Here is a 23778-nt window from a genome sequence, read left to right on the forward strand (position 1 = left end):
TTACACCTCGTCCGGGTCGGGCGGGGTGGCGCCGGGACCGTCGAGGACGATGTCCCACTGGTAGCCCAGCGCCCACTCGGCGACGGTCGTGTCGTGGTCGTAGCGCGCGACCAGCCGCTGCTGCGCCTTCTCGTCGGTGACCGAGGAGAAGATCGGGTCGAGCGCGAACAGCGGGTCGCCCGGGAAGTACATCTGCGTGACGAGGCGCTGGGTGAACGCCGTGCCGAACAGCGAGAAGTGGATGTGCGCGGGCCGCCAGGCGTTGTGGTGGTTGCGCCAGGGGTAGGCGCCCGGCTTGATCGTGACGAAGCGGTAGCGCCCGTCGTCGTCGGTGAGGCAGCGCCCGCCCCCGAGGAAGTGCGGGTCGAGCGGGGCGGGGTGGCGGTCGCCGTCGTGGCGGTAGCGCCCCGAGGCGTTGGCCTGCCAGACCTCGACGAGCTGGTTGCGCACCGGGCGGCCGGCGGCGTCGAGCACCCGGCCGGTGACCACGATGCGCTCCCCGAGCGGCTCGCCGGTGGAGTGCGCGGTGAGGTCGGCGTCGAGAGCGGCCACGTCCTTCGTGCCGAACACCGGCGCAGCGCGCTCGACGAGGCTCGGGGTCGCCACGACGAGGGGCTGCGACGGGGCGCGCAGGCCGGTCGACCGGTAGGGCCCGAAGGCCCGGTCGGGATGGCCGCCGCGCTGCGGGGCGGCCGCCGAGGCGGCGCGGATGGCCTCGGTGACGTCGTCCTGTTCGGTGCGTTCGCGGTGCGGCGATCCTGGGCTCACGGCGACCAGGGTGGCGGGGATCGCCCGGGTAGGAGAGCCTGGCTTCCGCCCACCGGAAGCAAAGGAGCTGGCGGTGACCGACGCCCTGCCCGTGCGCCCCCGACGACCGGGGCCGCCCCGCGCCCGCAGCGGCCTGACCTCGTCGGGCGGCGGAGCGGCGCGGGCCGGCGGCGAGACCGTCACCGGCCGCGTGTTCTCGATCCTCGAGGCCTTCGACCACGACCACCCCCACCTCACCCTCACCGAGATCGCCCGGGCCGCGGCCCTCCCGGTCTCCACCGCGCACCGGCTCGTCGGCGAGCTCGCGGGGTGGGGCGCGCTCGAGCGCGGGGCCGACGGCGCCTACCGGATCGGGCTGCGGCTCTGGGAGGTCGGCTCGCTCGCGCCGCGCAGCGTCGGGCTGCGGGAACGGGCGATGCCGTTCCTCGAGGACCTCTACGAGGCGACCCGCCAGAACGTGCAGCTCGCGGTGCGCGACGGGCACGAGGGGGTCTACGTCGAGCGCCTCGCCCACCCCGAGGCGGTGCGCCTGTACTCCCGGATCGGCGGGCGGTGGCCGCTGCACGGCACGGGCGTGGGGCAGGTGCTGCTCGCCTTCGCGCCCCCGGTGGTGCAGGAGTCGGTCCTCGCCGGGCCGCTCACCGCGTTCACCCCGAGGACGATCACCGACCCGACGACGCTGCGCCGCGTCCTCGCCGCCGTGCGCCGCGACGGGGTGGCCGTGTGCGACGGCCTCATCGACCTCGCGGCGCTCTCCGTGGCCGCGCCGGTGCGGGGCGAGTCCGACGGCGTCGTCGCGGCGCTCTCGGTGGTCGTCCCCTCGCCCACGGGGCCCGGCGGCATCGAGCCGCGCACCCTCGTCCCGGCGGTGCGGGCCGCCGCCCGCGGGATCTCCCGCGCCCTCGGGGCGCCCACGCCCCGGCTCCGCGCCTAGGGCTCGAACTACTCCAGGTCGGCCCGCTCGGCCTCCGCCTGGTCGAGCGCCCGGCGGGCCTCGTCGGCGGCGGTCTCGGCCTCCTCGGCGGCCTGCCGCGCCGTGTCGAGCGCCTCCTGCGTGGCCGCCTCCTGGGCCTCGGCGCGCTCGAGCCGCTCGCGCAGCGACGCCACGGCCTCCGCCGCCTCGGTGTGGTCGGCCTCGGCCTGCCCGGCGCGCGACCGGGCCCGCTCGGCCGCCCGCATGGCGTCGTCGCGCTCCTCGCGGGCCCGCTCGACGGCCCGGTCGGCCGCCTCCCGGGCGTGCGCGCGCTCGGCCTCGTCCTCCGCGTCGTCGTCGGGCCCGTCCGGCCCGGGCTCCTGCCGCGGGGGCGCCGGGCGCGACGACGACCCGCGCGGCGGCGGTCGTCGGCGGGCCCCTCCGCCGGAGCGCGCCGGGGTGGAGCCCCCCTCGAAGCCGACCCCGGGCTCGAGCGCGGTGGTCAGCCGGCCCGCGGCGAAGGCCCGGGCGGCCGCGGGGTCGGCGAGGGCGGCGGCGATGGTGTTCTCGAGGTCGCGGGCCACCGAGTCACCGACGCCCACCCCGTCCTCCCGGGCGAGCTTGCGGGCGCGGGCGACGAGGGCCCCGACGAGCTCCCGGCGCTGGCGGGTGAGGGCGCGCAGCGCGTCCCCCGAGAGCGACTCCTGCGCGCTGCGCAGCTGCCCGCCGAGCTCCTCGAGCGCGCCGACCTCGTCGGGCGACTCCCGGGCGAGGACGTTCGCGAGCCACGCCCCGAGCGAGGGCTTGCGCAGCGCGCCGAGGGCCTTCGCGACGTCGGAGGCCTTCTCCGCCTTCGCGGCCTTGACCAGCTCGGTGCGCCGCGGCACGAACTCGTCGGGGTGCAGGCCGTAGAGCTCGTCCGCGGCCTCGTCGACATCGGGGGCCATGGGGCCGCATCCTGCCCGACCCTCAGCTCATCGCGTGCGTCCGCCGCGGGTCGGTCAGCGTGGCGACGTCCTCGGCCAGGAGGTGCAGCTGGGTGGCGAGCCGGGCGGCGCCGGCCGGGCGGGTGTCGGGGTCGGTCGCGGCGAGGTCGACCGCCACCTCGTGGGCCGACCGGTCCCCGCCGTCGGGCGGATCCTCGTCGCGCGGCCGGTCGGCGACGGCCCGGACGGCGGTGGCGAGGTCGGCGATGCCGTCGACGAGGTCGTCGGGCACCGCGTCGTCGCGGTCGGAGACCTCGGCGGCCGTGCGGGCGAGCAGGACCGCGCCGGCGTGGACGTACTCGACGCCGGTGAGCCGCTCCTGCATCCGGGCCAGGGCCGTCCGCTCCCGGCGCCCGCGCAGCGTGGTGCGGGCCAGCCGGTCGGAGGTGGTGCGGGCGTCGAGGAACGCGGCGAGGTCGTCGTGCCCGCCGCGCAGGCGCTCGGCGGCCCGCCGGGCGTCGTCCGCCGACGGCCCCGAGCGCAGGGCGGTGACGACGTCCTCGAGCCCAGCGGCAATCCGGCGCAGCGCCGTGGCCGCGGCGTCGCCGAGCTCGCGGGTGGGGCTCGGCGAGATGAGCACCTGGCTGACCAGCAGGGCCAGCGCGCCGCCGATCAGGGCACTCGCCAGCCGGGTCCAGCCGGCCTGGGTGGAGCCGATCCCGACGACGAGCAGCGCCGCGATCCCCGCCTGCAGCAGCGTCAGCGGGTTGATGCTGCCCAGCGACACCACGAGCATCCCGACGACCACCGCGACCCCGACCTGCAGCCAGCCGCTGCCGATCACGACCTTCGCGAGCTCGCCGACCCCGACCCCCGCGACCACCCCGAGGAGCAGGCGCAGGGCCCGCGGACCCCGCGCGGCGGGCGCGTCGGTGAGGCAGACGACCGCCGCGATCGGCGCGAAGATCGGCGCCGGCTGCCGCAGGATCAGCTGCGCCAGGACCCAGGCCGCGGTGGCCGTCAGCCCGGCGAGGGCGATCCGCCCCCACGCCTCCCGCACTCGGTCCCGGGCCCGTCCGGGCAGTCCCTGGATCACCGGACGGAGGTACCCGATGGGCCCACCGCTACCCGTGCGGCTCGGCGGCCGCGTCCGCCGCCTCGGCGTCCACCTCCCGCGCGACCTGCTCGGGCGACATCGCCATCGCGACGGCCAGGTAGAAGATCACCAGCGACCAGGCGGCGACGGCGAGCAGGTCGATCCACTCGGGGATGACCGCCGCGCCGTCGTACTGGCCGAGCGCGGAGATGACGAGGATCCCGCCGAGCCACGGCAGGATCCAGGCGAGCGAGCGCAGCTGCAGGTCAGGGCCGAGGAACGGCGTGCCCTCGCGGGAGGACCGGTAGGCCCGGAACGCCACGAAGAGGACGAAGCCGATGACGATCGCGACGCCGAGCTTCCAGTCGGTGGTCCAGCCCGACCAGTAGATGATCTCGTTCGCCGCGATGAACGACAGCGGGGCGATCACCCCGGCGGCGGGCATCCGGTAGGGCCGCGGGCGGTCGGGGTCGACCCGGCGCAGGGCCGCGAGGGTCAGCGGGGCGAACCCGTACATGATCACCGTCGCCGAGGTCACGAGCGAGACCAGCGACTGCCAGCTCGGGAACGGCGCGAACGAGATCAGCCCGACGACGAGGGCGACGAGCGTCGAGACCCACGGGATGCCGCGGCGGGAGATCCTCGCGAGCGAGCGTGGGGCGAACCCGGACCGGCCGAGGGCGTAGGACAGGCGCGCCGAGGTGGCGACGTAGATCAGGCCGGTGCCCGCGGGCGAGACGAACGCGTCGACGTAGAGCAGGACCGACAGCCAGGTCAGGCCGAGGGCGCCCGCGATCGTCACGTAGGGGCCGAAGTCGCCCTCGCCGATCGGGTTCGCCCAGCCCGTCGCGAGCGCGGCCGGGTCGAGCGCGCCGACGAACGCGACCTCCAGGGCGAGGTAGATGACGACCCCGAGCGCGACGGCGCCGATGAGCGCCCGCGGCAGGTCCTTCTGCGGGTTCCGGGCCTCCCCGCCCATCTGGGCCGCCTGCTCGAAGCCCTGCAGCGCGAACACGACGCCGAGGGGCAGCGCGGCGAACACACCGTGCGCGCCGTACGGGGCGAACCCGCCGCCGGCGGTGAAGTTCGAGCCCCGGAACGCCACGAAGACCAGGACGATCACCGTCAGCACCGGGATCGCGATCTTCCACAGCACCGTGATCCGGTTGGTCTCCGCGAGCAGGGCCACCCCGAGCAGGTTGATCCCGGTGAACACCAGCATCAGCAGGGCCGCGACGAGCAGCCCGATGCCGGTGAGGTCACCATCGGTGTCGACGAAGCCGGGCAGGACGTGGTCGAGGTAGGACAGCGCCGCCTCCACCTCGATCGGCGCGATGGCGACGGCCTGGATCCAGCCGACCCAGCCCGCGGTGAACCCGGCGACCGCGCCGAACGCGAGCCGCGGGTAGCGGGCCGTGCCCCCGGCCACCGGGTAGGTGGCCCCGAGCTCGGCGTGCACCAGGGCGAGCAGGATGACGATCACCCCGGCCAGCAGCCACGACAGGATCGACGCGCCGCCCGCCGACTTCGCCGCGGTGAGGGCGCCCAGCAGCCAGCCCGATCCGATGATCGAGCCGAGCGAGATGAACAGGAGCGCGCTGAACCCCACGGTCCGGCGCAGGCCGGTCCCGGTGGTGAGCGCGGGTGCTTCGGTGGTCGACATGCGGGCTCCGGACTCCGGCGCGACGGGGATCGCGCGGAATGGTGCGCATGCACAAGCATTCCCGCCACCCGCCCATCGGGGCCCTACCGGGCGGAACCGGACCCGGTGGTGGACAAGCCGGGAACAACCGGGCGCGTCGTCACCGGAACGTCACACGGCGAGCAGCGGACCCTCGTCGTCGTCGGCCCGGCGCTGGGCCTCGACCTGCGTGCGCAGCTGCGCGAGCGTCCGCGACAGCAGGCGGGAGACGTGCATCTGCGAGATGCAGAGCACCGACGCGATCTCGGCCTGGGTCTGCTCGTGGACGAAGCGCAGCGCGAGCATCGTCCGCTCGCGCTGGGGCAGCGAGGCGACCAGCCCGTGGACGATGGACCGCACCTCCACCAGGTCGAACTCCGGGTCGACGGTGCCGAGCACGTTCACCAGCGAGGAGTCGTCGCCCTCGCCGAGGGTCTCGTCGAGCGAGGCCGGGTGGTAGGAGCCGTGGGCCGACACCGCCTCCGCGACCTCCTCGCGGGACAGGCCGAGGTGCTCGGCGATCTCGGGGACCGTCGGGGCGCGGCCCAGCCGCTGGGACAGCGCGGAGGTGGCGCCCCCGACGGCGAGGTAGCGGTCCTTGACGCTGCGGGGCGTGCGGACCGACCACGCGGAGTCGCGGAAGTACCGCCGGACCTCGCCCATGATCGTCGGGACGGCGTAGGACAGGAAGTCGCGCTCGCGCCCGGGGTCGAAGCGGTCGACGGCGTGCATCAGCCCCACCGTCGCGACCTGCTCGAGGTCCTCGGTGGGCTCCCCGCGCCGCGCGAAGCGCCGGGCGATGTTGCGGGCGACCGGCAGGTAGGCGACCACCAGCCGGTCGCGCAGGACGGCACGCCGCGGGTCGTCCGGGGGACAGGCCGCATGTTCGGCGAGCACGGGCGCCAGCGAGCTGTAATCCTCGTCGGGAACGCGGACGACGGTGGGTCGCTCGACTCCACCGTCCCGGACACCGGTCGCCGGACTGACCATGGTCGCGCTCCCTGGCCGCCGCACCCGGGCAGCAGCAGCACCCGGGCAGGCGAGGTCGAGCCGTTCGTCGTAGCGGCTGCAGGCTGAACCGACCGACCTCGAGCCCCGACAGGCTGTCAGCACGGGTCCACGCCACGCAAGCACCCGTCACCGCAGGTCGTCGCACGGGCGCACCGGGTGATGGCGATCAGGAGGGCGCGGGAGCGGGCCGGCCGGGGGGACGACCGGCCCGCTCGACGCGTCGGACGCCCGGGGGGATGGGCGTCCGCAGCGTCCCGCCGGGAGACCCAGCGGCGCAGGGATAGTAGACAGCCCTCCGGGTGTGACCCCCGTCCGGTCCGGGCCGCGCCCCGGTCCCGTCAGGGCTCGACCGGCAGCACGACGTGCGACGGGTGGGCGGCGTCGTGGAGGATCTCGCGGGGCCGCGCGACGAGCACCCGGCCCTCGCCCAGCGGGGAGGCGGTGCCCGGGTGCCGGGCGATCCGCGGGTGCGCGCCGCCGGAGACCTGCACGCGCAGCCGGTGCCCGGCGGCGAACCGGTGCCCGACCGGCCAGAGCTCCACCTCGACCGCGACGGTGCCGTCCTCGGACGGCGCGGGGCTCCCGGGCCGGATGCGCCGCACCCCGTCGGTGACGTTGACCGAGCGCCCGGCGGCGTCGACGTCGCAGACCCGGACGAACACGTCGAGGTGCTCCACCTGGGCCCGCACGTGGACGGTGGCCCGGACGGGCCCGAGGGCGACGAGGTCGGCGTCGAGCACCGGGCCGGTGAAGACGACGACGTCGGCCCGGGCCTCGAGCGCGGTCTGGTCGCGCGGGCCGGACCGGCCGGAGAGGATCGGGCCGCCGACGGCGGGGGTGGGGTCGTTCGGGTCGTAGTCGATCCGCGTCCCCGCCCAGTACGCGTCGTCCCGGGTGGGGAACTCGGGCGCCCGCTCGGAGAGCCCGTGGTCGGTGCGCAGGTAGAAGGCCCGCTCGCGGGTGTGCTCCGGCGGCCAGTCGCCCAGGTGCCGCTCGCCCCCGCCCCCGGACAGCTCGAGATGCACCGGCGGTTCGTCGTCGGGAACCGCCGCGGCGCCGTCCATCGCGCGGTCGATCACGGTGAGGGCGTCGCGGATCCCCGCGGCCATCCCGGCCGGGGTGGTGTGGACCCAGGGCCCGATCCGCAGCAGCGGGCGGGCCCCGGCGGCGCGCAGCGCGGCGAAGTCGTCCAGCTGCCAGGGCAGGAAGATGTCCTGCCACCCCGCGGTGCTGCTGATCGCGACGCCGCGGCGCCCGACCTCGTCGACCCGCGCGGAGTACGAGCGCTTGGCCCAGTACGCCGAGTCGGGGTCGTCCTCGCGCAGCCAGTCCTGGAAGAAGCCGATCGGCACGCCGGAGGCCACCAGGTCGGCCTGCGAGAGCGGGACGGTGCCGAAGCCGGCCTGCACCCGGTGGCGCACCGCCTCGAGGAGGCGCCCGCCGAGACCGGGGCTCTGCATCATCGCGGCCCACGAGAGCGCGTTGTCGAGGGAGAACGCGCCGCCGGGGTAGGTCTGGTCGCGGAACTGCGAGGCCGTGACGATCAGGCCCATCGCCCGCAGCGCCTCCCCCGCCTCGGGGGCGAGCGCCCACTGGGTGATGCCGAGGTAGCTCGGGCCCATCGTCGCGATGCGGCCGTCGCACCACGGCTGGTCGAGGAGCCACCGCACCGTGGCGGCGCCGTCGTCGGCCTCGTCGAACGGGGACAGCTCCCCCTGGGAGCCGGCCGTGCCGCGCACCGACTGCACCACCACCTGGTAGCCGCGCTCGGCGACGAGGCGGCCGAACACGAGGCCCACCCAGCCCGCGCGGCCGTAGGGGCTGCGGACCAGGACCACCGGGCCGCGCTCGAGCCCGGCCGGCCGGTGGAGGTCGTGGCGCAGCACGGCCCCGTCGGGCATCGGGACCGCGACGTCGCGCACGACCCGGACGCGGGGGGCGCGCGGGGCGGGGAGGCCGAGGCCCCGGCGCAGCAGTCGGGTGACGGGGCTCATGCGTCCATGATGACGGCCCCGTCCGGGGGGACGGCGCACCGCTCGCCCGTCACTGACCGTTTCGTCGGATTCACCGCTCGTGTTCATCCGGAGTTCGCCGCGGCCGGGCTGCGGTCGGCACACCCCCGGGTGACGCTGCGAGCCGTGACCCGCACGCCCCGTGGCCAGGCCCCCGACGTCGGGGTCCCCGCCGACCTCGCCGAGACCATGTCCGTCGCCGAGCAGCACGACTGGGTGGCGGGGTTCCTGCGCCGCCACCCCGTGTCGCGGCGCAGCGCGCTGCGGCAGGGGTCCGGCGTCGTCGCCGCCCTCGGGCTCGCCTCCGCCCCCTGGACCCTCGCCGCCTGCGCCTCCGCCTCGCAGGCGCCGGTGGCGGTCGTCGGGCGCCACCTGTCCTTCGGCGACGACCCGATGCGCTCCATGGCGATGGCGGGCGAGCTGACCGCGCCGCCGCAGGGGGCCGTGGTGGTCGAGCTCGGCCAGAACGGCGACTTCGGCGCCCGGCTGCCGGTCGAGGTCCGCCGGCTCGTCTCGCAGGTGCCCCAGGCCGACGGCTCGATCCGCGGGAGCGACCAGTACTTCGTGCACGCGCTCGCGAACGGGCTGCAGCCCGGGCAGGGCTACGACTACCGCTTCCGGCTCGCCGACGGCACCACCACCGCCACGGCCACCTTCCACACCGCGCCGCAGCGGCCGGGCACGCCGTGGAGCTTCACCGCGTTCGCCGACCAGGGCGTCGACATGGTCCCGCCGAGCGGCCGGAGCGGGTTCACCAACGCCTACTACAAGCCCGACGACCTGCGCCGGACGATGACGCCCTCGACCGCCATGGTCGACCGCATCGCGACCACCCGGCCGGCGTTCCACCTGCTCGCGGGCGACATCTGCTACGCCGACCCCTCCGGCGAGGGTCACCCCGTGAAGAGCACCGGGACGTCGAAGTCGCCGTCGGGGTTCGACAGCTTCGACCCGACCGTCTGGACGACGTACTTCGGGCTGATCGAGCGCAGCGCCGCGTCGACGCCGTGGATGTTCGCCACCGGCAACCACGACATGGAGGCGCTCTACGACGACAACGCCGCCCGCGGGGCCCGGCACGGCTACGGCGGGCACGCCGCCCGCCTCGACCTGCCGCGGACCGGCCCGAGCGCCTGCCCCAGCGTCTACTCGATGCGCTACGGCAACGTCGGGATCGTCAGCGTCGACGCCAACGACCTGTCCATGGAGATCCCGACGAACGCGGGCTACTCCGGCGGGGCCCAGGTCGCCTGGCTGCGGCAGACCCTCGGCGACCTGCGCGCCGACCCGGCCGTCGACTTCGTCGTGGCCTTCTTCCACCACTGCGCCTTCGCCACCTCGTCGACCCACGCCTCGGACGCCGGGGTGCGCGCCGCGGTCGCGCCGCTGTTCGACGAGTTCTCCGTGGACCTCGCGCTGCAGGGCCACAACCACCAGTACGAGCGCACCAACCCCATCCGCGGGGCGCGCTCGACGGTCCAGGCCCCCGACGGCGCGACGGTGCGCCCGGAGACCGACGGCACCACCTACGTGTGCGTCGGCTCGGGCGGGCGGCCGCGGTACTCCTGGCAGCCGAACGAGACCGACCGCTACCGGGGCAACACCGGGCCCGACAGCGGCGTGAACGTGGTCAGCTACCAGGCCACCGGCGAGGCCACGAAGCTCCCCGACACCGTCGACTGGTCGCAGGCCCGCTACCTCGACTACGCCTACGTGACCGTCGACGTCGTCCCCCCGGCCGGCGCCGGGCAGCTCACGACCATGACCCTGCGCACGATCACCGACACCGGCCAGGAGATCGACCGCGTGACCCTGGAGCGCCGCGCCCGCTGACGGACCCGGGGGCCCGGGTCACGCGCGACCCGGGCCCCCGGGGTCGGACGACGACGCCGGCGGGAACCCTCCGACACGTTCCCGCCGAGCTCCCGGCGACGGGAATCCGTCGTCACCGGGATCGTCGTCGCCGACGTGAAGGAGACGCCGGTCACCCCGGGCCGTGACGGAGCCGTCGTCGTTTCGCCCGGACGTGGCCCGCCCGCCAGGATGCACCCGTGTCCCCGCACCATCGCGTCCTCGAGGTCCTCGCCGCCCGGTTCGCGGAGGGCACCGGCCCGGGTGACCGGACCGACGGGCACCGGGTGGCCCTCGCGATCGAGGGCGGCGGCAGCCGGGCCACCTACTCGTCGGGGATGGTGCTGGGCCTCGAGCGGCTGGGGCTCGCGCGCTGCTTCGACGCGGTCTACGGCGCGTCGGCCGGCGCCCTGGCGGGGAGCTGGCTCGTCGGCGGCCAGACCGAGAAGTGCTGTGCCGGGTGGTGGGAGCCCGGGCTGATGGAGCGGGTGACCCGCCCGCGGCGGGGGTTGCGCGGGCGGCCCGTGGTCGACGTCGAGTACCTCATCGAGACCGTCGGGGAGGAGATCGTCCCCGTCGACTGGCAGGCGATCGTCGACGCCGAGGTGCCGCTGCACCCGGTGGCCACCGACGTCGACACCGGCGAGGCGTTCGACCTGCACGGCACGATCAGCGACCCCGTCTCGCTCAAGCTCGCGCTGCGCGCCTCGGCCAACGTGCCGCTGCTCGCCGGGATGCCGATCGAGATCCACGGGCGGCGCTTCGTCGACGCCGCGGTGGCCGAGCCGCTCCCCTTCCACACCGCCCTCGACCAGGGCGCCACCCACGTGCTGATGCTCCGCACCCGCCGCGCCGACCAGGAGGCGATCGACGCGACGCGGCTGGAGAAGGCGCTCGTCGCGCGGCTCGGCCAGACCCGCGTGCCCGGGCTCGTCCAGGTGCTGGGGAACCGGCTGGAGACCCGGCGGGCCGACGACGAGCGGCTCGCGAAGGCCACGCTCGACGAGGGCGGCGACCCGCCGCACCTGTTCGAGGTCCGCCCGCCCGAGGGCTCGGGCACGATCAGTCCGCTGGAGACCGACCCCGACGTCCTGCGCGAGGGCGTCGAGACCGGGTGCGCCGCGCTCCGGGCGCTCGTGGAGCCGGCGCTGGGCTAGCCGCCTCCTGCCGCGTGTCAGCGATGGCACGTCGCTGACACCGGACGTCAGGGATCCGCCACGCTCGCGCCGGCCACCGCCAGCGGCAGCCCCGTGACGATCCGGGCCGCGTCCCCGCCGGCCCGGCGGTGCTCCCCCGGGTCCGTGCCCGCCGGGAGCTCCACCACGGGCGGCCCGACCAGCGCGTGCACCACCGCCACCGCCCCGTCCGCGCCGATCCCGACGCCCACCTCGAGCCGAGACCGCACCGCGGCCGCCCGGGCGCAGGCCAGGGCCTCGTCGGGAAGGACGACGCCCGCGGTGGGCACGCCCTGCTCCTCGGCGCCCGCGTGCACCTCGCGCGCCACCGCCGGTGGTGCCGCCGGGTGGGCGGCGACCACCACCGTCGGCGGGCCGTCGTCGGAGGCGCTCACGCCCGGACGCCCGGGTCCGCGGCGTGGGCGTCCACGAGCCCCGCGGCCACCGCGTTGCGCGGCCCCTCGGTGCCGTGGACGTTGCCGATCCCGCACACCACCCCGTAGGGCGCGAGCGCGTCGGCCACCAGGGCGGGGATCTCGAAGTCGAGCGCCGACCCGCCGAGCAGCACCACCGAGCCGAGGAGCCGCAGCGACCCCTGCGGCGCCACCTGCGCGAGCGCCCGCAGGGCGTTCACGACGAACACCCGGCGCTTGGCCTCCCGGCGCACCCGCCGGACCTCCTCGAGCGGCGCGCGGACCGGGACCGCGGCGAGCCCGTCCGGCGTCACGGTCACCACCTTGGCGAACACGTGGGGCGGCAGGGGCGCGTCGAAGAACTGCACCGTGCCGTCCTCGTGGCGCACGTGGAAGAAGCTCTCGACCTTCGCCAGCGGGTGGCGCTTGACCGCCTCGGCGGCCTCGCGGTCGTCGAGGCCCAGCTCGGAGTCGATGAGCTTGGTGACGAGCTCCCCCGCGCCGGCGACGTGGACGGCGGCGGTGCGGCCGTCGCGGTCGAGCAGCGCGGCGTCGGTGGAGCCGCCGCCCATGTCGACGATCGCGATCGGCACCGACGACCCGGGCGTGGTGAGCGCGCCGCGCACCGCGACCTCGCCCTCGACCCCGCCGATGACCGCCTCGCAGCCGAGCTCGTCGCCGAGCGCGTCGGCCACCGCCTGCATCCGGCTCCGGCTGGTGCGCACCATCGCGGCCAGCGCCACGGCGTTCTCCCGCGACACCTCCCCCGCGAGGCCGCCGCGCACGGTGGCCGGGACGAGGGTGTCGACGGCGAGCACGTCGCGGATGGCGATCTCGGAGGCCGGCTGCCCGGTCACGTCGACCATCGTGTCGCGGACCCCGGCGAGCATCCCGCCGACGTGGGTGCCGGCCTCGCCGTGCACGTCGGAGAGCGGCGCGACCCGGGCGATCGCCTCCATGATCGCCGCCGCGCCCTCGTCGACGCCGACCTCCAGCGATCGTCCGGCGCCGGACAACGTCAGCGTCCCGACGGGGATCCGGCGGTCGGTGACGTCGCCCTCGGGGGTCCGGACGACGACCGCCGACCGGTTGCCCGAGAGCGCGCGCGCCACGGGCGAGACCTGCCGGGTCTCGTCGGCGTCCAGCCCGAACGTCGAGGCGAGCCCGTAGGAGTCCGAGAGGGTGCGCACCGTCCGGCCGGGCGGCGCGACCTCCACCGCCGCGCGCATCCCGAGCGGCACCCGGTCGACCGCGGAGACCTCGTCGACCACCGGGATGCGCCGGTCGAGCCGGTTCACCACGAGCACCGCGTCGTCGCCGTGCAGCACCGCGGCCACCACGTCGACACCCCGCCCGACGGCCTTGTTCAGCGCGTGGGCGACGTCGTCGAAGTCGGCCCCGGCCCCCACCACGACGACCGCGGGCTCGTCGCCGTGGTCGTCGAGGTCGGCCAGGGCGACGGTGGTCCCGATGCCCAGGCCCTCGCCGCCCGGGGTGTCGGGGTTGTGCCCGATCATCGTCGACTCGGTGATGACGGTCTCGGTGATCGTCTCCATCGCGAGGCCGCTGATGACGGGCGTGGCCTCGTTGAGCAGGACGGTGGCCGGGGTGTCCGCCGGCCGGCCGGCGGCCGCGAGGGCCTTGCGGACGGCGGTGACGGCCCCGGCGCTGTTGGCCGGGGTGCCTTTCACCCCCGTCGTCGGGGTCAGCGAGGAGGCCAGGCGGTCGACCCGGCCCCCGACGACCTCGGCGAGACACGCCTCGGTCGTCGAGTTCCCGACGTCGACCCCGACGACGAGTCCGCTCACGTCAGTCGACCCGCGTGATGACCGGTTCGACGTCCACCGCCGCCCGCGACTGGTCGATGCACTCGAACTCCTTGAGGTGCAGCAGCGCGGCCTTGGCCTGCCAGCGCGGCCGGGCCATCTGGTCGTTGCGCGTCGGCACCGGCCGGGGCGAGCGGCCCTGGGCGTACTGCGCGGCGTTCGCCCCGATCATGCGGAACACCTCGGCGTCGAGCAGCGGCGCCTGCGGGAAGAGCTCGAGGTTCGACAGCCGCGCGAGGTCCCGCTGGTGGACCACGGTGGTGCCGCGGGCGAGGATGCCGACCGCGATCCCGGAGCCGGAGAGCTTCGCGCCCTGGTGGGCGATCGCCGCGAGGTCGGCGGTCCGGTAGACCTTGATCGCCCGCGCCACCCCGCCCTGCTCCTCGATCCCGGCGAGCAGCTGCCGGATCACCTCGGCGTGCGGGACGTTGACGATCGTCTTCGTGAACGGGTCCCCGAAGGCCGGGGAGAGCGCGATGACGACCTCCTCGGGCCGGGTGCCGCGCTCGGCGGGCCCGATCTCGCGGAGACTGAGGGTGCGGTGCGGCTCGACTGCGGCGGTCATACGACCTCCTCCTCGGGGTTCTCGGCGGAGGTGACGTGGCGGAGCTTCTTGAGCTCCTCCCACCGTTCGCCGGTCAGGCGGTAGCCGGTGCCCGGCCCGGCGTAGTCGTTGGCGTCGTTGATCGCCGCCATCGGGACGAAGTCGCCGGTCAGCACGGCGGCGGTCTGCAGCAGGTCGCCGGAGACGCGCTGGCGCAGGACCTGCAGGTAGTTCTCGGCGACGTCGCCGAACCCGGTGCGCTCGAGGACCTTCACGAGGTCGAGCCCGGTGACGCCGCGCTCCATCACGCTGCGCGCGCCCTCGAGGTCGGCGAGCACGTCGCGGTCGGGGTAGTCGTCGCTGGAGTCGGCGTAGGTGGCGGCCTCCACCTCCTCGTCGGTGATCGGCGGGAGGTCGAGCTCGGCGAACACCGCCTGCATGGCGCGCGCGGCCTTGTTGCGGACCTGCAGGATCACGTCCTCGCGGACGTGGCGCAGACCGCCGTCGACCTGCATGTCGCGCTGGATGACGTTCCAGTCGTCGTAGTCCTCGGTGTCGAGGTTCGACCCGGCGAACATGTTGTCCTTGTTCGGCACCGCCGAGTAGCCCGAGCACACGAAGTCGGTGCCGGAGAGCAGCTGCGGGAGCAGGCGGCTGGTGCGGCGCATCGCGGAGTGCGAGAACGACTGGTCGTTGCCCGACGCGCACTCCAGGTCCATCCAGCTCGCGACGAGGTTCTCCGCCGCCACCGCGCGGATGCCGCCGGGCACCGCGCCCGGGACCCCGATGCAGGAGATCGAGCCGTTCTGCAGTCCCTGCACCCCGGCGCCCTTGGCCATGAGGATGCAGCGGATCTCCAGGTACAGCATGGAGCGCCCCTCGGCGTTGCCCATCTGCACCTCCGACCCGGTGCCCGAGGTGAACCGCATCTTGATGCCGCGGCTGGCGTAGGCCGAGGCCAGGAACGCCTTCGACCAGGGGGTGTCGTCGCCGTCGACGAACACCGACTCGGTGCCGTAGATCGAGATCGTCTCGGCGTAGGCGGTGATGCCGCGCATGCCGAGGTCGAGCTCGGTGGCCTCCTCCAGCGCGCACTGGGTGAGCACACCGCCGCGCCCGACCTGGCCGCCGACCTGCAGGCCGATCGCCACGAGCGGGGCGTAGCGCACGACGCCCAGGGTGGTCTCCAGCTCGGCGAAGCCGCGGACCGCGCCCTCGGCGGCGTCGGCCGCCACCTGGATCGGGTTGTCCTTGGCGCTCGTCGAGTGCGCCTGGTTGGCCGGCGTGCGCCGCGACCGGGTCTTCTGCAGGCCCATCATGATCTCGACGACGTTCATCAGCTTGACGACGTCGAGGATCTTCGCCGGGGTGAGGCCCCGGCCGACGGCGACGACCTCGGCGCGGGTGGTCCGCGGGTCGACGAGCATCCGCGCGATCTCGATCGACGGCGTCGCGACCGCGTCCTCGCAGGTCTCGACGTCGATCGCGTGGTCGGCGATGAAGGTGTCCATGAAGTCGAACTCGTCGCGCGACCGGCCGTCGAGCTCGACGATCCGGCCGTCCTCGACGCGCACGGAGGGCTGCGGGTCGAAGTCCGACTCCATCGCGACGAGGCCCTTCTCGGGCCACTCCTCGACGAAGCCGTCCAGGTTCACCGGCCGGGCCTCGAGGACCTCGGTGCGCCTGGACGTCCGGACCTCGCTGCCCGTGGGCCGGGGGGTCACCGCGGTCATGAGTCCTCCTCGGCGAGCAGGTTGCGGGCCGCGTAGACCTGGGCGGCCTCGCGGACGAGGGCGGCGCAGGTGGTGGCCGAGTACGTGGTCTCCAGGCGGGACGCGAGCTCCTCGAGCTGGGCCGCGCTGGAGGCGTTGGGCCGCAGCGAGTTGTACATCGCCAGCACCTCGTCGTCGGGGATGGCGGTCATCTCCGAGGCGCGGGTGAAGTTCTCCGCGAGCTGCCGGCGCCCCGTCGACGCGGCGATCCGGCCCTGCAGCGCGAGGGTGTCGGGGGTGACGCGCAGGTCCTCCGCGGTGACGTCCCCGGAGACGACGGCGTCCATCGTCAGGTCGGAGAGCGCCTTGCCCGTGGGGGTGCGCAGCAGCTCGGGGCGGTTGATGGACAGCGGGTAGTCCGCCGGGGTCAGTTCCACGGTCATCGCGTGGCCTCCTTCGGGGTGCCGTCGCGGTCGGGGACGACCACGTCGGCGGGGTGGCGCGGGTCGGCGTTGGCGCCGGCCTCGGCCGACTCGGGGGTCGGGGCGGGAACGGGGGCGTCCGCGGCCGCGGGCACCTCGAAGCGCTCGATGACGAGGACGTAGAGCCCGCCGCCGAGCAGGGCGCCGATCACCGGCGCGACGATCGGTAGCCACCAGTAGGGCGTGCCGTCCGGGGTCACCCACGCCGTGTCGTAGCCGGTGAGCCACGAGGCCAGGCGCGGCCCGAAGTCGCGGGCCGGGTTGATGGCGTAGCCGGCGTTGGTGCCCCAGGCGAACCCGATGCCGAGGAGCAGCAGGCCGACCATGAAGGGCAGCAGCTGGCCCGCGGCGCCCTGCAGGGTCGCGAGCAGCGCGAACAGGATGAAGACGAGCAGCGCGGTGCCGACGACCTGGTCGAAGAAGGCCGTGGTGACGCCGTGCGCGGGCAGCGTCGAGAAGATCGTCTGGGACGCCGAGGTCAGGCCGGGGTCGGCCTTGGTGATGCCCGACCCGTAGACGCCGCGGGTCACCAGCGCGGCGAGGAACGCCCCGAGGAACTGGGCGGCGGTGTAGGGCAGGACGTGGCGCCAGGGGAACTTGCGGTACGCGGCCATGGCGACCGAGACCGCGGGGTTGAGGTGGCCCGCGCCGAGCCGCCCGGCGACGTAGATGCCCATGATCAGGCCGGCGACCCAGCCCCAGGTCAGCGTGGCCCAGTCGCCGTTCTCGCCGTCCGAGACGACCATCTGCGCGACCGAGGCGGTCCCGAAGATCAGGAGGATGAAGGTGCCGGCGAACTCCCCGATGAGCTCGCGGCGCAGGGCCGGGGTCATGCGGGCACCGGCGTGCTGACGGCGGCCGCGGCGGCCTCGGCCACCTGCACGTCCTGCTCGGCCGACCCGGCGCTCACGCCGATGGCGCCGACGAGCACCCCGTCGCGGTGGACCGGGACGCCGCCGCCGAAGACGACCATGCCGCCCGCGGTCTGCTCGAGCCCGTAGAGCTCGGCGCCCGGCTGCACCAGCGGCATGAGCGCGGCGGTCGGGGCCTCCATGAGGATCGAGGTCCGGGCCTTGCGCTGGGCGATGTCGATACTGGCGCGGATGGCGCCGTCCTGACGGGCGAACGCCAGCAGGTGCCCCCCGTCGTCGACGACGGCGACGTTCATCGGCTGGCCGATCGCGTCGGCCTCGGCGAGGCCCGCGTCGAGGGCGGCACGGGCGTCGGCCAGGGTCAGGCCCGGCATGGACCACCTCCAGGGGTGAGCGGATGCCACGCCGGCTCGAGCGCCGTCCCACGTGGCCGCGCCGGGCGAGCGCCCGACGGGTCACGACGCTAGGAGTGGTCCCGGTCACCCGGGTACGGGGACTGTTCCCACCCGGGGGGATGGGGGATCTCCCCCACCCTCAGCGGCCGAGGACGGCCGACCGCGTGGCCCGGAGGTGCTCGGAGAGCCGGTCGCGTGCCGCCGTTGACCCGTCCGGCCCCAGCGCGACGAGGATCGCCTCGTGCTGGCCGAGGATCTCGGCCACGCGCTCCGGGCCGCGCGCGAGCATCGACCCGAGGTTCATGCGGAGCTGGCGGTCGCGCAGCGAGTCGTAGAGCTCGGTGAGGATCGGGTTGCCCGCGCTCTCGACGAGCGTGGTGTGGAAGCGCCGGTCGCCCTCGGCGAAGGCCCGCTCGTCACCCGCGTCGCCCGCGACGCGCTGCTCGGCGAGCACGTGGCGCAGGCGCACGACGACCGCGGCCCGCTCGGCCTCCGACCCCGCGCACAGCTTCGCGAGGGCGTGGCCCTCGACGAGCTCCCGGGCCTCCAGCACGGCCTCGACCTCGGCGGGCGACACGGCGACGACCAGCGCGCCGCGCTTGGGGAACAGGCGCAGCAGGCCCTCGGCCTCGAGGCGCAGGAACGCCTCCCGGACCGGGGTCCGGCTCATCGCGAGCGCCTCCGCGACCTGGCCCTCGCTGATCAGGTCGCCGCCGGGCAGGGAGCCGTCGAGGATGCCGGCCTTGGTGTGGCGGTACGCCCGCTCCTTGGCCGAGAGCTCCACTCGAGTCACGTCATCACCTTGCCGCCCGGTCGGCGTGACCCTACTCTCACCCTCATCGACGCATCTTGTATGCATGGTGGGCCGGGGGGTCCGAGGAGGACTGCAGGTGACGACGACGTCGATGGCACCGGAGGCCTCCCCACCGTGGACGAACCGGACGGGTGTGACCGAACACCGTCCGGACGATCACGGCAAGGACTCCCTGCTCGGTCGGATCGTGGCGCAGCTGTGCGAGCTCACCGGCACCCGCGCCGCCTGGGTGGTCCGGGTCGACGAGGCGGCCGGGACGTGGGCGGTCGACGTCGGCTCCGGTCCCGGTAGCCCGCCCGACGGGCTCGTGGCCGCCGCGGTCCGGGACCGGGCGCCGGTGCAGGTGGTGGACGCGGCGACCGGGCACGTGGTGCTCGGGGTGCCGGTGCGCCGCGGCCCGCGGGTGGTCGGGGCGTGCGTGGTGGCCTCCGGCGGCGGGTTCTCCCCCGTCGACCGCTCCCTCGCCGTGCTCCTCGCCGACTACGCCGCCCTCGCGCTGGCCGACCACGGCTCGCTGGCCGGGCGCCCGCTCACCGAGGCGGTGCGCCAGGAGCTCGCCTGGGTCGAGGCGGCCGGCGCGGTGCGCACCGACCTCGTCACCGTCGGCAGCGGGACGCTCGACGCGGAGCGCGCCGAGGAGGTCTTCCGCGTGCTGCAGGAGGCCCTGGTCAACGTCGTCGCGCATGCCGGCGCCGGGCGGGTGCAGGTCGGCGTGATGCACGGCCCGGGCACCGTGACCGTGCTGGTGCAGGACGACGGCCGGGGCTTCGACGCGTCCCGCCACGGCGGGCTGCACGAGGCCGTCTCGGGGGCCCGCCTCGGGCTCGGGGCGATGACCGCCCGGGCCCGGCGCCTCGACGGCGAGCTCGAGATCGACAGCGGGGAGGGCCGCGGGACGCTGCTGCGCCTCACCGTGCCCTGCGGCGGCCCCGGCCCCGCCGCGCCCGGCCGGCCGCGCCCCTCGGTGCTGGTGGCCGCCGTGCGCCCGGTGGTGCGGGCGGGCGTCGTCCGGCTGCTGCAGCTCGGGGCGCCCGAGCTGGGCATGGTCTCCGAGATCGACCTGGGCACGGAGGTCCACGACCTCGCGGAGGTCTGCCGCCTGCTCGGTCCCGACGTCCTCGTCGTCGAGCCCGAGGTCCTCGCCGACCCGGCCACCGGTGACCTCGCGGGTGCCCTCGACCGTCTCGCCCGCGTGCCCGACGCCCCGGCCGTCGTCCTGCTCACCCCCGAGTGCCCCGACGACGCGCTGCGCGTCGCGGTGACGGGCGGGGTGAAGGGCTGTGTGGGCCCCGACGACGGCGACCGGCTCGTCGACACCGTCGCCGCCGCGGGCCGCGGCGAGACGTCCTTCGGCCCCGACCAGCTCGGCCGCCTCGCGGCCGCCCCGCGCACCGGTGGCGTGACGGCCCGCGAGCGCGAGGTCTGCCGGCTCGTCGCCCGCGGGCTCACCGACCGGCAGATCGCCTCGGCGCTGTCGATCTCGGCGAAGACGGTCGAGAAACACGTGGGCTCGCTGCTGCGCAAGACCGGCGCCCGCAACCGGACGATGCTGGTCGGCTTCGTCTAGCGACCTGTGCGTGCCTTTCCGTGCCAGGGCACGGAAAGGCACGCACGAGGCGTCAGCCGAACGGCAGCAGGTCGCGCCCCACCCCGACGGCCGCCGACAGCCCCGACACCGGGGTGAACCGGTCGGACGCGTCGTTGAGGGCGGTCCACTCGTCGCCGGTGAGCACGATCTCGGCGGCGGCGCAGTTGCTCTCCAGCTGCGCCACGGAGGACGCACCGGGGATGGCGACGACCTCGGGGCGGTGGATCGTCCAGGCCAGCGCCACCTGCGAGGGCGTCGCGTCGTGGGCGTCGGCGACCGCGCGCAGCGTGTCGATCAGCGGCTTCGCGCGGCGCAACGACTCGGGCAGGAAGAGCGGGTTGAGCGAGCGCACGCGGTTCTGCGGCCGGTGCTCGGCGTCGAACTTGCCCGAGAGCAGGCCCTGGGCGAGCGGGCTGTAGGCGATGACGACGCGCCCGGCCTCGGCGGCGTAGGGCAGCAGCTCCCGCTCGGGGGCGCGCGAGACGAGGCTGTACTGCACCTGGTTGGAGATCAGGCGCGAGCCGAGCGCGGCCTCGGCGTCCTGCCAGCGGTCGAGCGAGTAGTTCGAGACGCCGACCTCGTCGACGACGCCCGCGGCCTGCAGCGTGCGCATGCCGGGCATCGTCCGGCGGTCGCCGATCAGCGGGTTGGCCTGGTGGACCTGGTAGAGGTCGAGCGGGCGGCGCAGCCGCGAGGAGCTCGCGACGCCGCGCTGGGAGACGACCGGCCCGATCGGCAGCAGCGGGAAGACCTTGGAGGCGACGACGGTGGTGGCGGGATCGGCGTCGGCGCGGTCGAGCGCGTCGCCGAGGATGCGCTCGCTGCGCCCGAAGCCGTAGACCTCGGCGGTGTCGAAGACGGTGATGCCCAGCTCGAGGGCGCGCTTCACGATCCGGGCGGCCTCGGAGTCGGGACCCGCGGCGTAGTCGCCCCCGTAGCCCCACTCGGCCGAGCCGAACTGCCAGGTGCCGAGCCCGATGGCCGACCAGCGCTTGGAGGTGGGCAGCTGGAGATGACGCATGACTCCTGCTTACCCGATCGCCGCGACCACCGACGCCACCGACAGGTCCTCCAGGCAGGCCGGGCCGCTGCCCGAGAGCGGGCACCCCGCGTCCCACCAGCACACCTGCTCGGTGATCGCGGTCGGCCGCCGGTGCGGGCACCCCGTCAGCCCCTGCAGGTTCTCCCCCTCCTCGAGGCCGTAGCGCGCCGCCAGCGTCGGGCCGAACAGCGCGATCGTCCGCGCCCCCGAGGCCGCCGCCATCCGCACCGGGCCGGTGTCGCCGCCGACGACGGTGCCGCCCGCCCGCCCGACCGCCGCGAACCGCGCCGCCAGCCCCCGCAGGTCGGTGGGCTCCCAGGCCTCGACGCCCTCGAGCGGGGTCACCGACACCACCGGCCGGTCGTGCAGTGCCGCCGCCAGCTGCGTCCACCGCGGGGTGGGCCAGCGCTTCACCGCCATCCCCGCGTCGGGCACGAGCACCACGGTGCCGGGGGCGACCTCGGGCGCGCGCTCGTCGTCGCCGAGCACGAGCCGCGGCGGGCGCACCCGGTCGGCGATCACGCCTTCGGCGGCGAGGATCCGCTGGTAGCGCTCCCCCACCAGCTCGTCGGCCGGCGGCGAGCGCCACAGGTTCGTCACCGCGCGGGTCCCCCGCGCCGCCGCGTCGGCGTCGATCAGGTCGCCGATGCCGTCGAAGCGGGTGGTGGAGACGACGAGGTCGGGCGCCAGATCCGCGAGGGCCTTCCCGACGATCTCCCGCTCCGCGTGCTTCTCGGCGGTCAGCACGCCGGTGACGGCGGGGTCGCGCGCGAGCAGGACCGCACCGGGGGCGTGGGTGAGGACGACGAGCTCGCCTCCCGGGTCGGCGTCGGCCAGTGCGTGGACCGTCGGCAGCACCATGACGAGGTCGCCCAGGCCACCGAGCAGGTCGACGACGAGCGTCCTCACCGCCGCACCTCTGCTGCCCCCGACGACGCTGCCCCCGACGACGCTCCGGTGCAGGCCGCGTAGAGCTCCCGGTGCCGGTCGGCGAGCGCGGGCCAGTCGCGACCGGCGAGCAGCGTCCGGCCCCCGGCGGCCACGCGGGCGGCGAGCGCGGGGTCGTCGAGCAGGCGCCGCAGGCCGGTGACCAGCACATCGACGTCGCGGACCTCGGGGGCGACGACCACGGTCCGGCCGTCGACGAGCTCGTCGTCGGGGGCGGTCTGGGTGACGAGCGTCGGGAGCCCGTGGTCGAAGGCGCTGAGCAGGGCGCCGCTCTTCGTCGTCGCCCCGGCCGTGAAGGGGAACGCCGCGACGTCGGCGGCGCGCAGGGCGGCCGAGACCTCCCCGCCGGGCACGTGCCCGGTGATCGTGACGCGGTCGGTCGCGCCGGCCTGCGCGACGTGGGCGGTGAGCTCGGCGCGGAAGGCGACGGCCTCGTCGTCGGGAAGGGCCAGCGAGGTGAAGCCGCCGACGACCAGCAGGTGCAGCCGCGGGTGCTCCGGGGCGAGGCGGGCGACGGCGTCGATGAGGTAGCGCAGGCCCTTCACCGGGTGCACGAAGCCGAAGAAGACGACCACCTCGGCGTCCGCGGCGATCCGGAGGCGGGCGCGGGTGGCGGCGCGGTCGGGGCCGCCGGCGCCGTCGGCCACCGAGATGTTCGGAGGGATGGGCATCCGGACGACGTCCGCGGCCGGGAACCGGCGGCGCAGGACGGCCTCGTGGGCGGCGTTGGTGGTGATCACGGTGCGGCTGCCGGGGACGAGCCGGCCGGTCTCGGTGTCGGCGAGGCCCAGGCGTGCGGGGAGCCGCCAGGGTGCGGGGCTCCACCAGCCGTACTCGTGGACGGTGGTGACGAGCGGGCGGCGCACGAGGTCGGGCAGGACACCGGGCCAGCTGGAGAAGCGGTAGGCCGACGGCGCGAACTGGACGTGGACGACGTCGGCGTCGCGGGCCAGCCGGGCCGCACGCAGCGTCCCGCGCGGGCCGGGGTCGACCGGGACGTCGAGGACGTCGTCGCCGGCGGCGCGCAGCGCGGCGACCAGTCGGGCGGTGTAGTCGGCGACGCCGTCGTGGGCGGGGTCGGCACGACCGTGGAGCATCGCGACGCGGGGCACGCCGAGCCCTACCCGGCGTGGGGCCCCAGGAACCGCGGACGGCCCGCCCGCCACCGTGACCGGTGACGGACGGGCCGCGGAACGGCAGGGTCAGCCGACCTGGATGTCGCCGCGGTAGACCGAGCCGGTGAGGGTCTGGCCGCCCGCGGTGAAGCTGGCGGTGTCGACGCCGGTGCCGCCGGGGTAGGACCCGTCGACGATCGTCGCGGTGAACGGCACGACCGCGCCGGTGCGGTTGAGGGCGGTGCCGGTGATGGTCGCCGTCCCGCCGATGCGGGTCACCGAGGTGATCGAGCGGCAGAGGGCGCGGTAGTCCCCGGCGTTGAGGGCGCACGAGCCGGAGCCGCTGGTGGTGCCGCCGCGGACGTCGATCGAGAGCCGGTAGTCGGCCCCGAAGCGGACGTCGCCGCGGACCGAGGCGGGCACCGCGACCGGCACCGCGTAGGTGACCGTGACCGAGCCGGCCCCGGCGTTCGTCGCGGCGACGGTGCCGCCCGCGGGCACGAGGTTGCTGCCCCCGCCGCCGCCGGCCCCGCCGGTGTTGGCCGCGCTGGTCCCGGCGCCGCCGCCGACCGCGCCGCCACCGCCACCGCCGGG

At 75.6% G+C, this 23778-nt stretch carries 22 protein-coding genes; 4 read left to right on the forward strand and 18 right to left on the reverse strand.

All coding sequences use genetic code 11. The annotated features are described in order from the left end of the window. Positions 1–711, reverse strand: a complete 711-nt coding sequence (gene pcaH / locus ACFPBZ_RS17810; RefSeq protein WP_378037452.1) for a protocatechuate 3,4-dioxygenase subunit beta — start codon at positions 709–711, stop codon at positions 1–3. A 190-nt stretch (positions 712–901) separates the two neighbouring features. Between pcaH and ACFPBZ_RS17815 the strand changes: the two genes are divergently transcribed. Further along, entirely contained in the window at positions 902–1702 is an 801-nt protein-coding gene (locus ACFPBZ_RS17815; RefSeq protein WP_378037453.1) for an IclR family transcriptional regulator, read from the forward strand. A gap of 8 nt (positions 1703–1710) precedes the next feature. Here ACFPBZ_RS17815 and ACFPBZ_RS17820 read toward each other — a convergent pair whose 3' ends face one another. The 5 genes from ACFPBZ_RS17820 to ACFPBZ_RS17840 all read right to left on the reverse strand — a co-directional run bounded on the left by ACFPBZ_RS17820 (position 1711) and on the right by ACFPBZ_RS17840 (position 8389). Beyond that, positions 1711–2628, reverse strand: a complete 918-nt coding sequence (locus ACFPBZ_RS17820; protein ID WP_378037429.1) for a hypothetical protein — start codon at positions 2626–2628, stop codon at positions 1711–1713. Between the two features lie 22 nt (positions 2629–2650). Next, positions 2651–3703, reverse strand: coding sequence for an FUSC family protein (locus ACFPBZ_RS17825; RefSeq protein ID WP_378037430.1), 1053 nt, complete (start codon positions 3701–3703; stop codon positions 2651–2653). 28 nt (positions 3704–3731) lie between these two features. Further along, positions 3732–5366: an APC family permease gene (locus ACFPBZ_RS17830; protein ID WP_378037431.1), complete on the reverse strand. Its 1635-nt coding sequence runs from the start codon at positions 5364–5366 to the stop codon at positions 3732–3734. Between the two features lie 150 nt (positions 5367–5516). Continuing rightward, entirely contained in the window at positions 5517–6374 is an 858-nt protein-coding gene (locus tag ACFPBZ_RS17835) for a SigB/SigF/SigG family RNA polymerase sigma factor (RefSeq protein ID WP_378037432.1), read from the reverse strand. Between the two features lie 359 nt (positions 6375–6733). After that, positions 6734–8389, reverse strand: a complete 1656-nt coding sequence (locus ACFPBZ_RS17840; RefSeq protein WP_378037433.1) for a CocE/NonD family hydrolase — start codon at positions 8387–8389, stop codon at positions 6734–6736. 144 nt (positions 8390–8533) lie between these two features. Here ACFPBZ_RS17840 and ACFPBZ_RS17845 point away from each other — a divergent pair, with 144 nt between their 5' ends. Then, on the forward strand, positions 8534–10240 hold the full coding sequence (locus ACFPBZ_RS17845; protein ID WP_378037434.1) for a metallophosphoesterase: 1707 nt from the start codon (positions 8534–8536) through the stop codon (positions 10238–10240). A gap of 218 nt (positions 10241–10458) precedes the next feature. Then, positions 10459–11415, forward strand: a complete 957-nt coding sequence (locus tag ACFPBZ_RS17850; RefSeq protein ID WP_378037435.1) for a patatin-like phospholipase family protein — start codon at positions 10459–10461, stop codon at positions 11413–11415. A gap of 47 nt (positions 11416–11462) precedes the next feature. On the opposite strand, the gene ACFPBZ_RS17855 is transcribed toward ACFPBZ_RS17850, so the two are convergent. From ACFPBZ_RS17855 to ACFPBZ_RS17890, 8 genes are all read right to left on the reverse strand, one after another. After that, on the reverse strand, positions 11463–11828 hold the full coding sequence (locus ACFPBZ_RS17855; protein ID WP_378037436.1) for a glycerol dehydratase reactivase beta/small subunit family protein: 366 nt from the start codon (positions 11826–11828) through the stop codon (positions 11463–11465). Further along, positions 11825–13654, reverse strand: a complete 1830-nt coding sequence (locus ACFPBZ_RS17860; RefSeq protein WP_378037437.1) for a diol dehydratase reactivase subunit alpha — start codon at positions 13652–13654, stop codon at positions 11825–11827. Before ACFPBZ_RS17860 ends, ACFPBZ_RS17855 begins: the two co-directional genes overlap by 4 nt. A 1-nt stretch (position 13655) precedes the next feature. Further along, the gene (locus ACFPBZ_RS17865) at positions 13656–14237 is read right to left on the reverse strand and encodes a propanediol/glycerol family dehydratase medium subunit (RefSeq protein ID WP_378037438.1); all 582 of its coding nucleotides are present in this window, start codon (positions 14235–14237) and stop codon (positions 13656–13658) included. Continuing rightward, on the reverse strand, positions 14234–15949 hold the full coding sequence (locus ACFPBZ_RS17870; protein ID WP_378037439.1) for a propanediol/glycerol family dehydratase large subunit: 1716 nt from the start codon (positions 15947–15949) through the stop codon (positions 14234–14236). Before ACFPBZ_RS17870 ends, ACFPBZ_RS17865 begins: the two co-directional genes overlap by 4 nt. After that, positions 15946–16371 carry a diol dehydratase small subunit gene (locus tag ACFPBZ_RS17875; protein WP_378037440.1) on the reverse strand — a complete coding sequence of 142 codons (426 nt, stop codon included), beginning with the start codon at positions 16369–16371 and terminating at the stop codon, positions 15946–15948. The genes ACFPBZ_RS17870 and ACFPBZ_RS17875 overlap by 4 nt, the downstream gene beginning before the upstream one ends. Further along, entirely contained in the window at positions 16368–17243 is an 876-nt protein-coding gene (locus ACFPBZ_RS17880) for an MIP/aquaporin family protein (protein WP_378037441.1), read from the reverse strand. The genes ACFPBZ_RS17875 and ACFPBZ_RS17880 overlap by 4 nt, the downstream gene beginning before the upstream one ends. After that, positions 17240–17656, reverse strand: coding sequence for a GlcG/HbpS family heme-binding protein (locus ACFPBZ_RS17885; protein ID WP_378037442.1), 417 nt, complete (start codon positions 17654–17656; stop codon positions 17240–17242). Before ACFPBZ_RS17885 ends, ACFPBZ_RS17880 begins: the two co-directional genes overlap by 4 nt. A 160-nt stretch (positions 17657–17816) precedes the next feature. Continuing rightward, a complete protein-coding gene (locus ACFPBZ_RS17890) occupies positions 17817–18470 on the reverse strand; it encodes a GntR family transcriptional regulator (RefSeq protein WP_378037443.1) in 654 nt (217 codons plus the stop codon). A 154-nt stretch (positions 18471–18624) separates the two neighbouring features. On the opposite strand from ACFPBZ_RS17890, the gene ACFPBZ_RS17895 reads away from it, so the two are divergent. Beyond that, positions 18625–20058, forward strand: coding sequence for a LuxR C-terminal-related transcriptional regulator (locus ACFPBZ_RS17895; protein WP_378037444.1), 1434 nt, complete (start codon positions 18625–18627; stop codon positions 20056–20058). Positions 20059–20110: 52 nt separating this feature from the next. Here ACFPBZ_RS17895 and ACFPBZ_RS17900 read toward each other — a convergent pair whose 3' ends face one another. From ACFPBZ_RS17900 to ACFPBZ_RS17915, 4 genes are all read right to left on the reverse strand, one after another. Next, positions 20111–21100: an aldo/keto reductase gene (locus ACFPBZ_RS17900; RefSeq protein ID WP_378037445.1), complete on the reverse strand. Its 990-nt coding sequence runs from the start codon at positions 21098–21100 to the stop codon at positions 20111–20113. A 9-nt stretch (positions 21101–21109) separates the two neighbouring features. Beyond that, complete coding sequence (locus tag ACFPBZ_RS17905) at positions 21110–22030, reverse strand: glycosyltransferase family 9 protein (RefSeq protein WP_378037446.1); 921 nt, start codon at positions 22028–22030, stop codon at positions 21110–21112. Continuing rightward, entirely contained in the window at positions 22027–23181 is a 1155-nt protein-coding gene (locus ACFPBZ_RS17910; RefSeq protein WP_378037447.1) for a glycosyltransferase family 4 protein, read from the reverse strand. The genes ACFPBZ_RS17905 and ACFPBZ_RS17910 overlap by 4 nt, the downstream gene beginning before the upstream one ends. 90 nt (positions 23182–23271) lie before the next feature. After that, the coding region (locus ACFPBZ_RS17915; protein ID WP_378037448.1) for a hypothetical protein at positions 23272–23778 on the reverse strand (507 nt) is incomplete at its 5' end.

It is taken from the genome of Actinomycetospora atypica (genome assembly GCF_042653685.1).
In the GTDB taxonomy this organism is placed as follows: domain Bacteria; phylum Actinomycetota; class Actinomycetes; order Mycobacteriales; family Pseudonocardiaceae; genus Actinomycetospora; species Actinomycetospora atypica.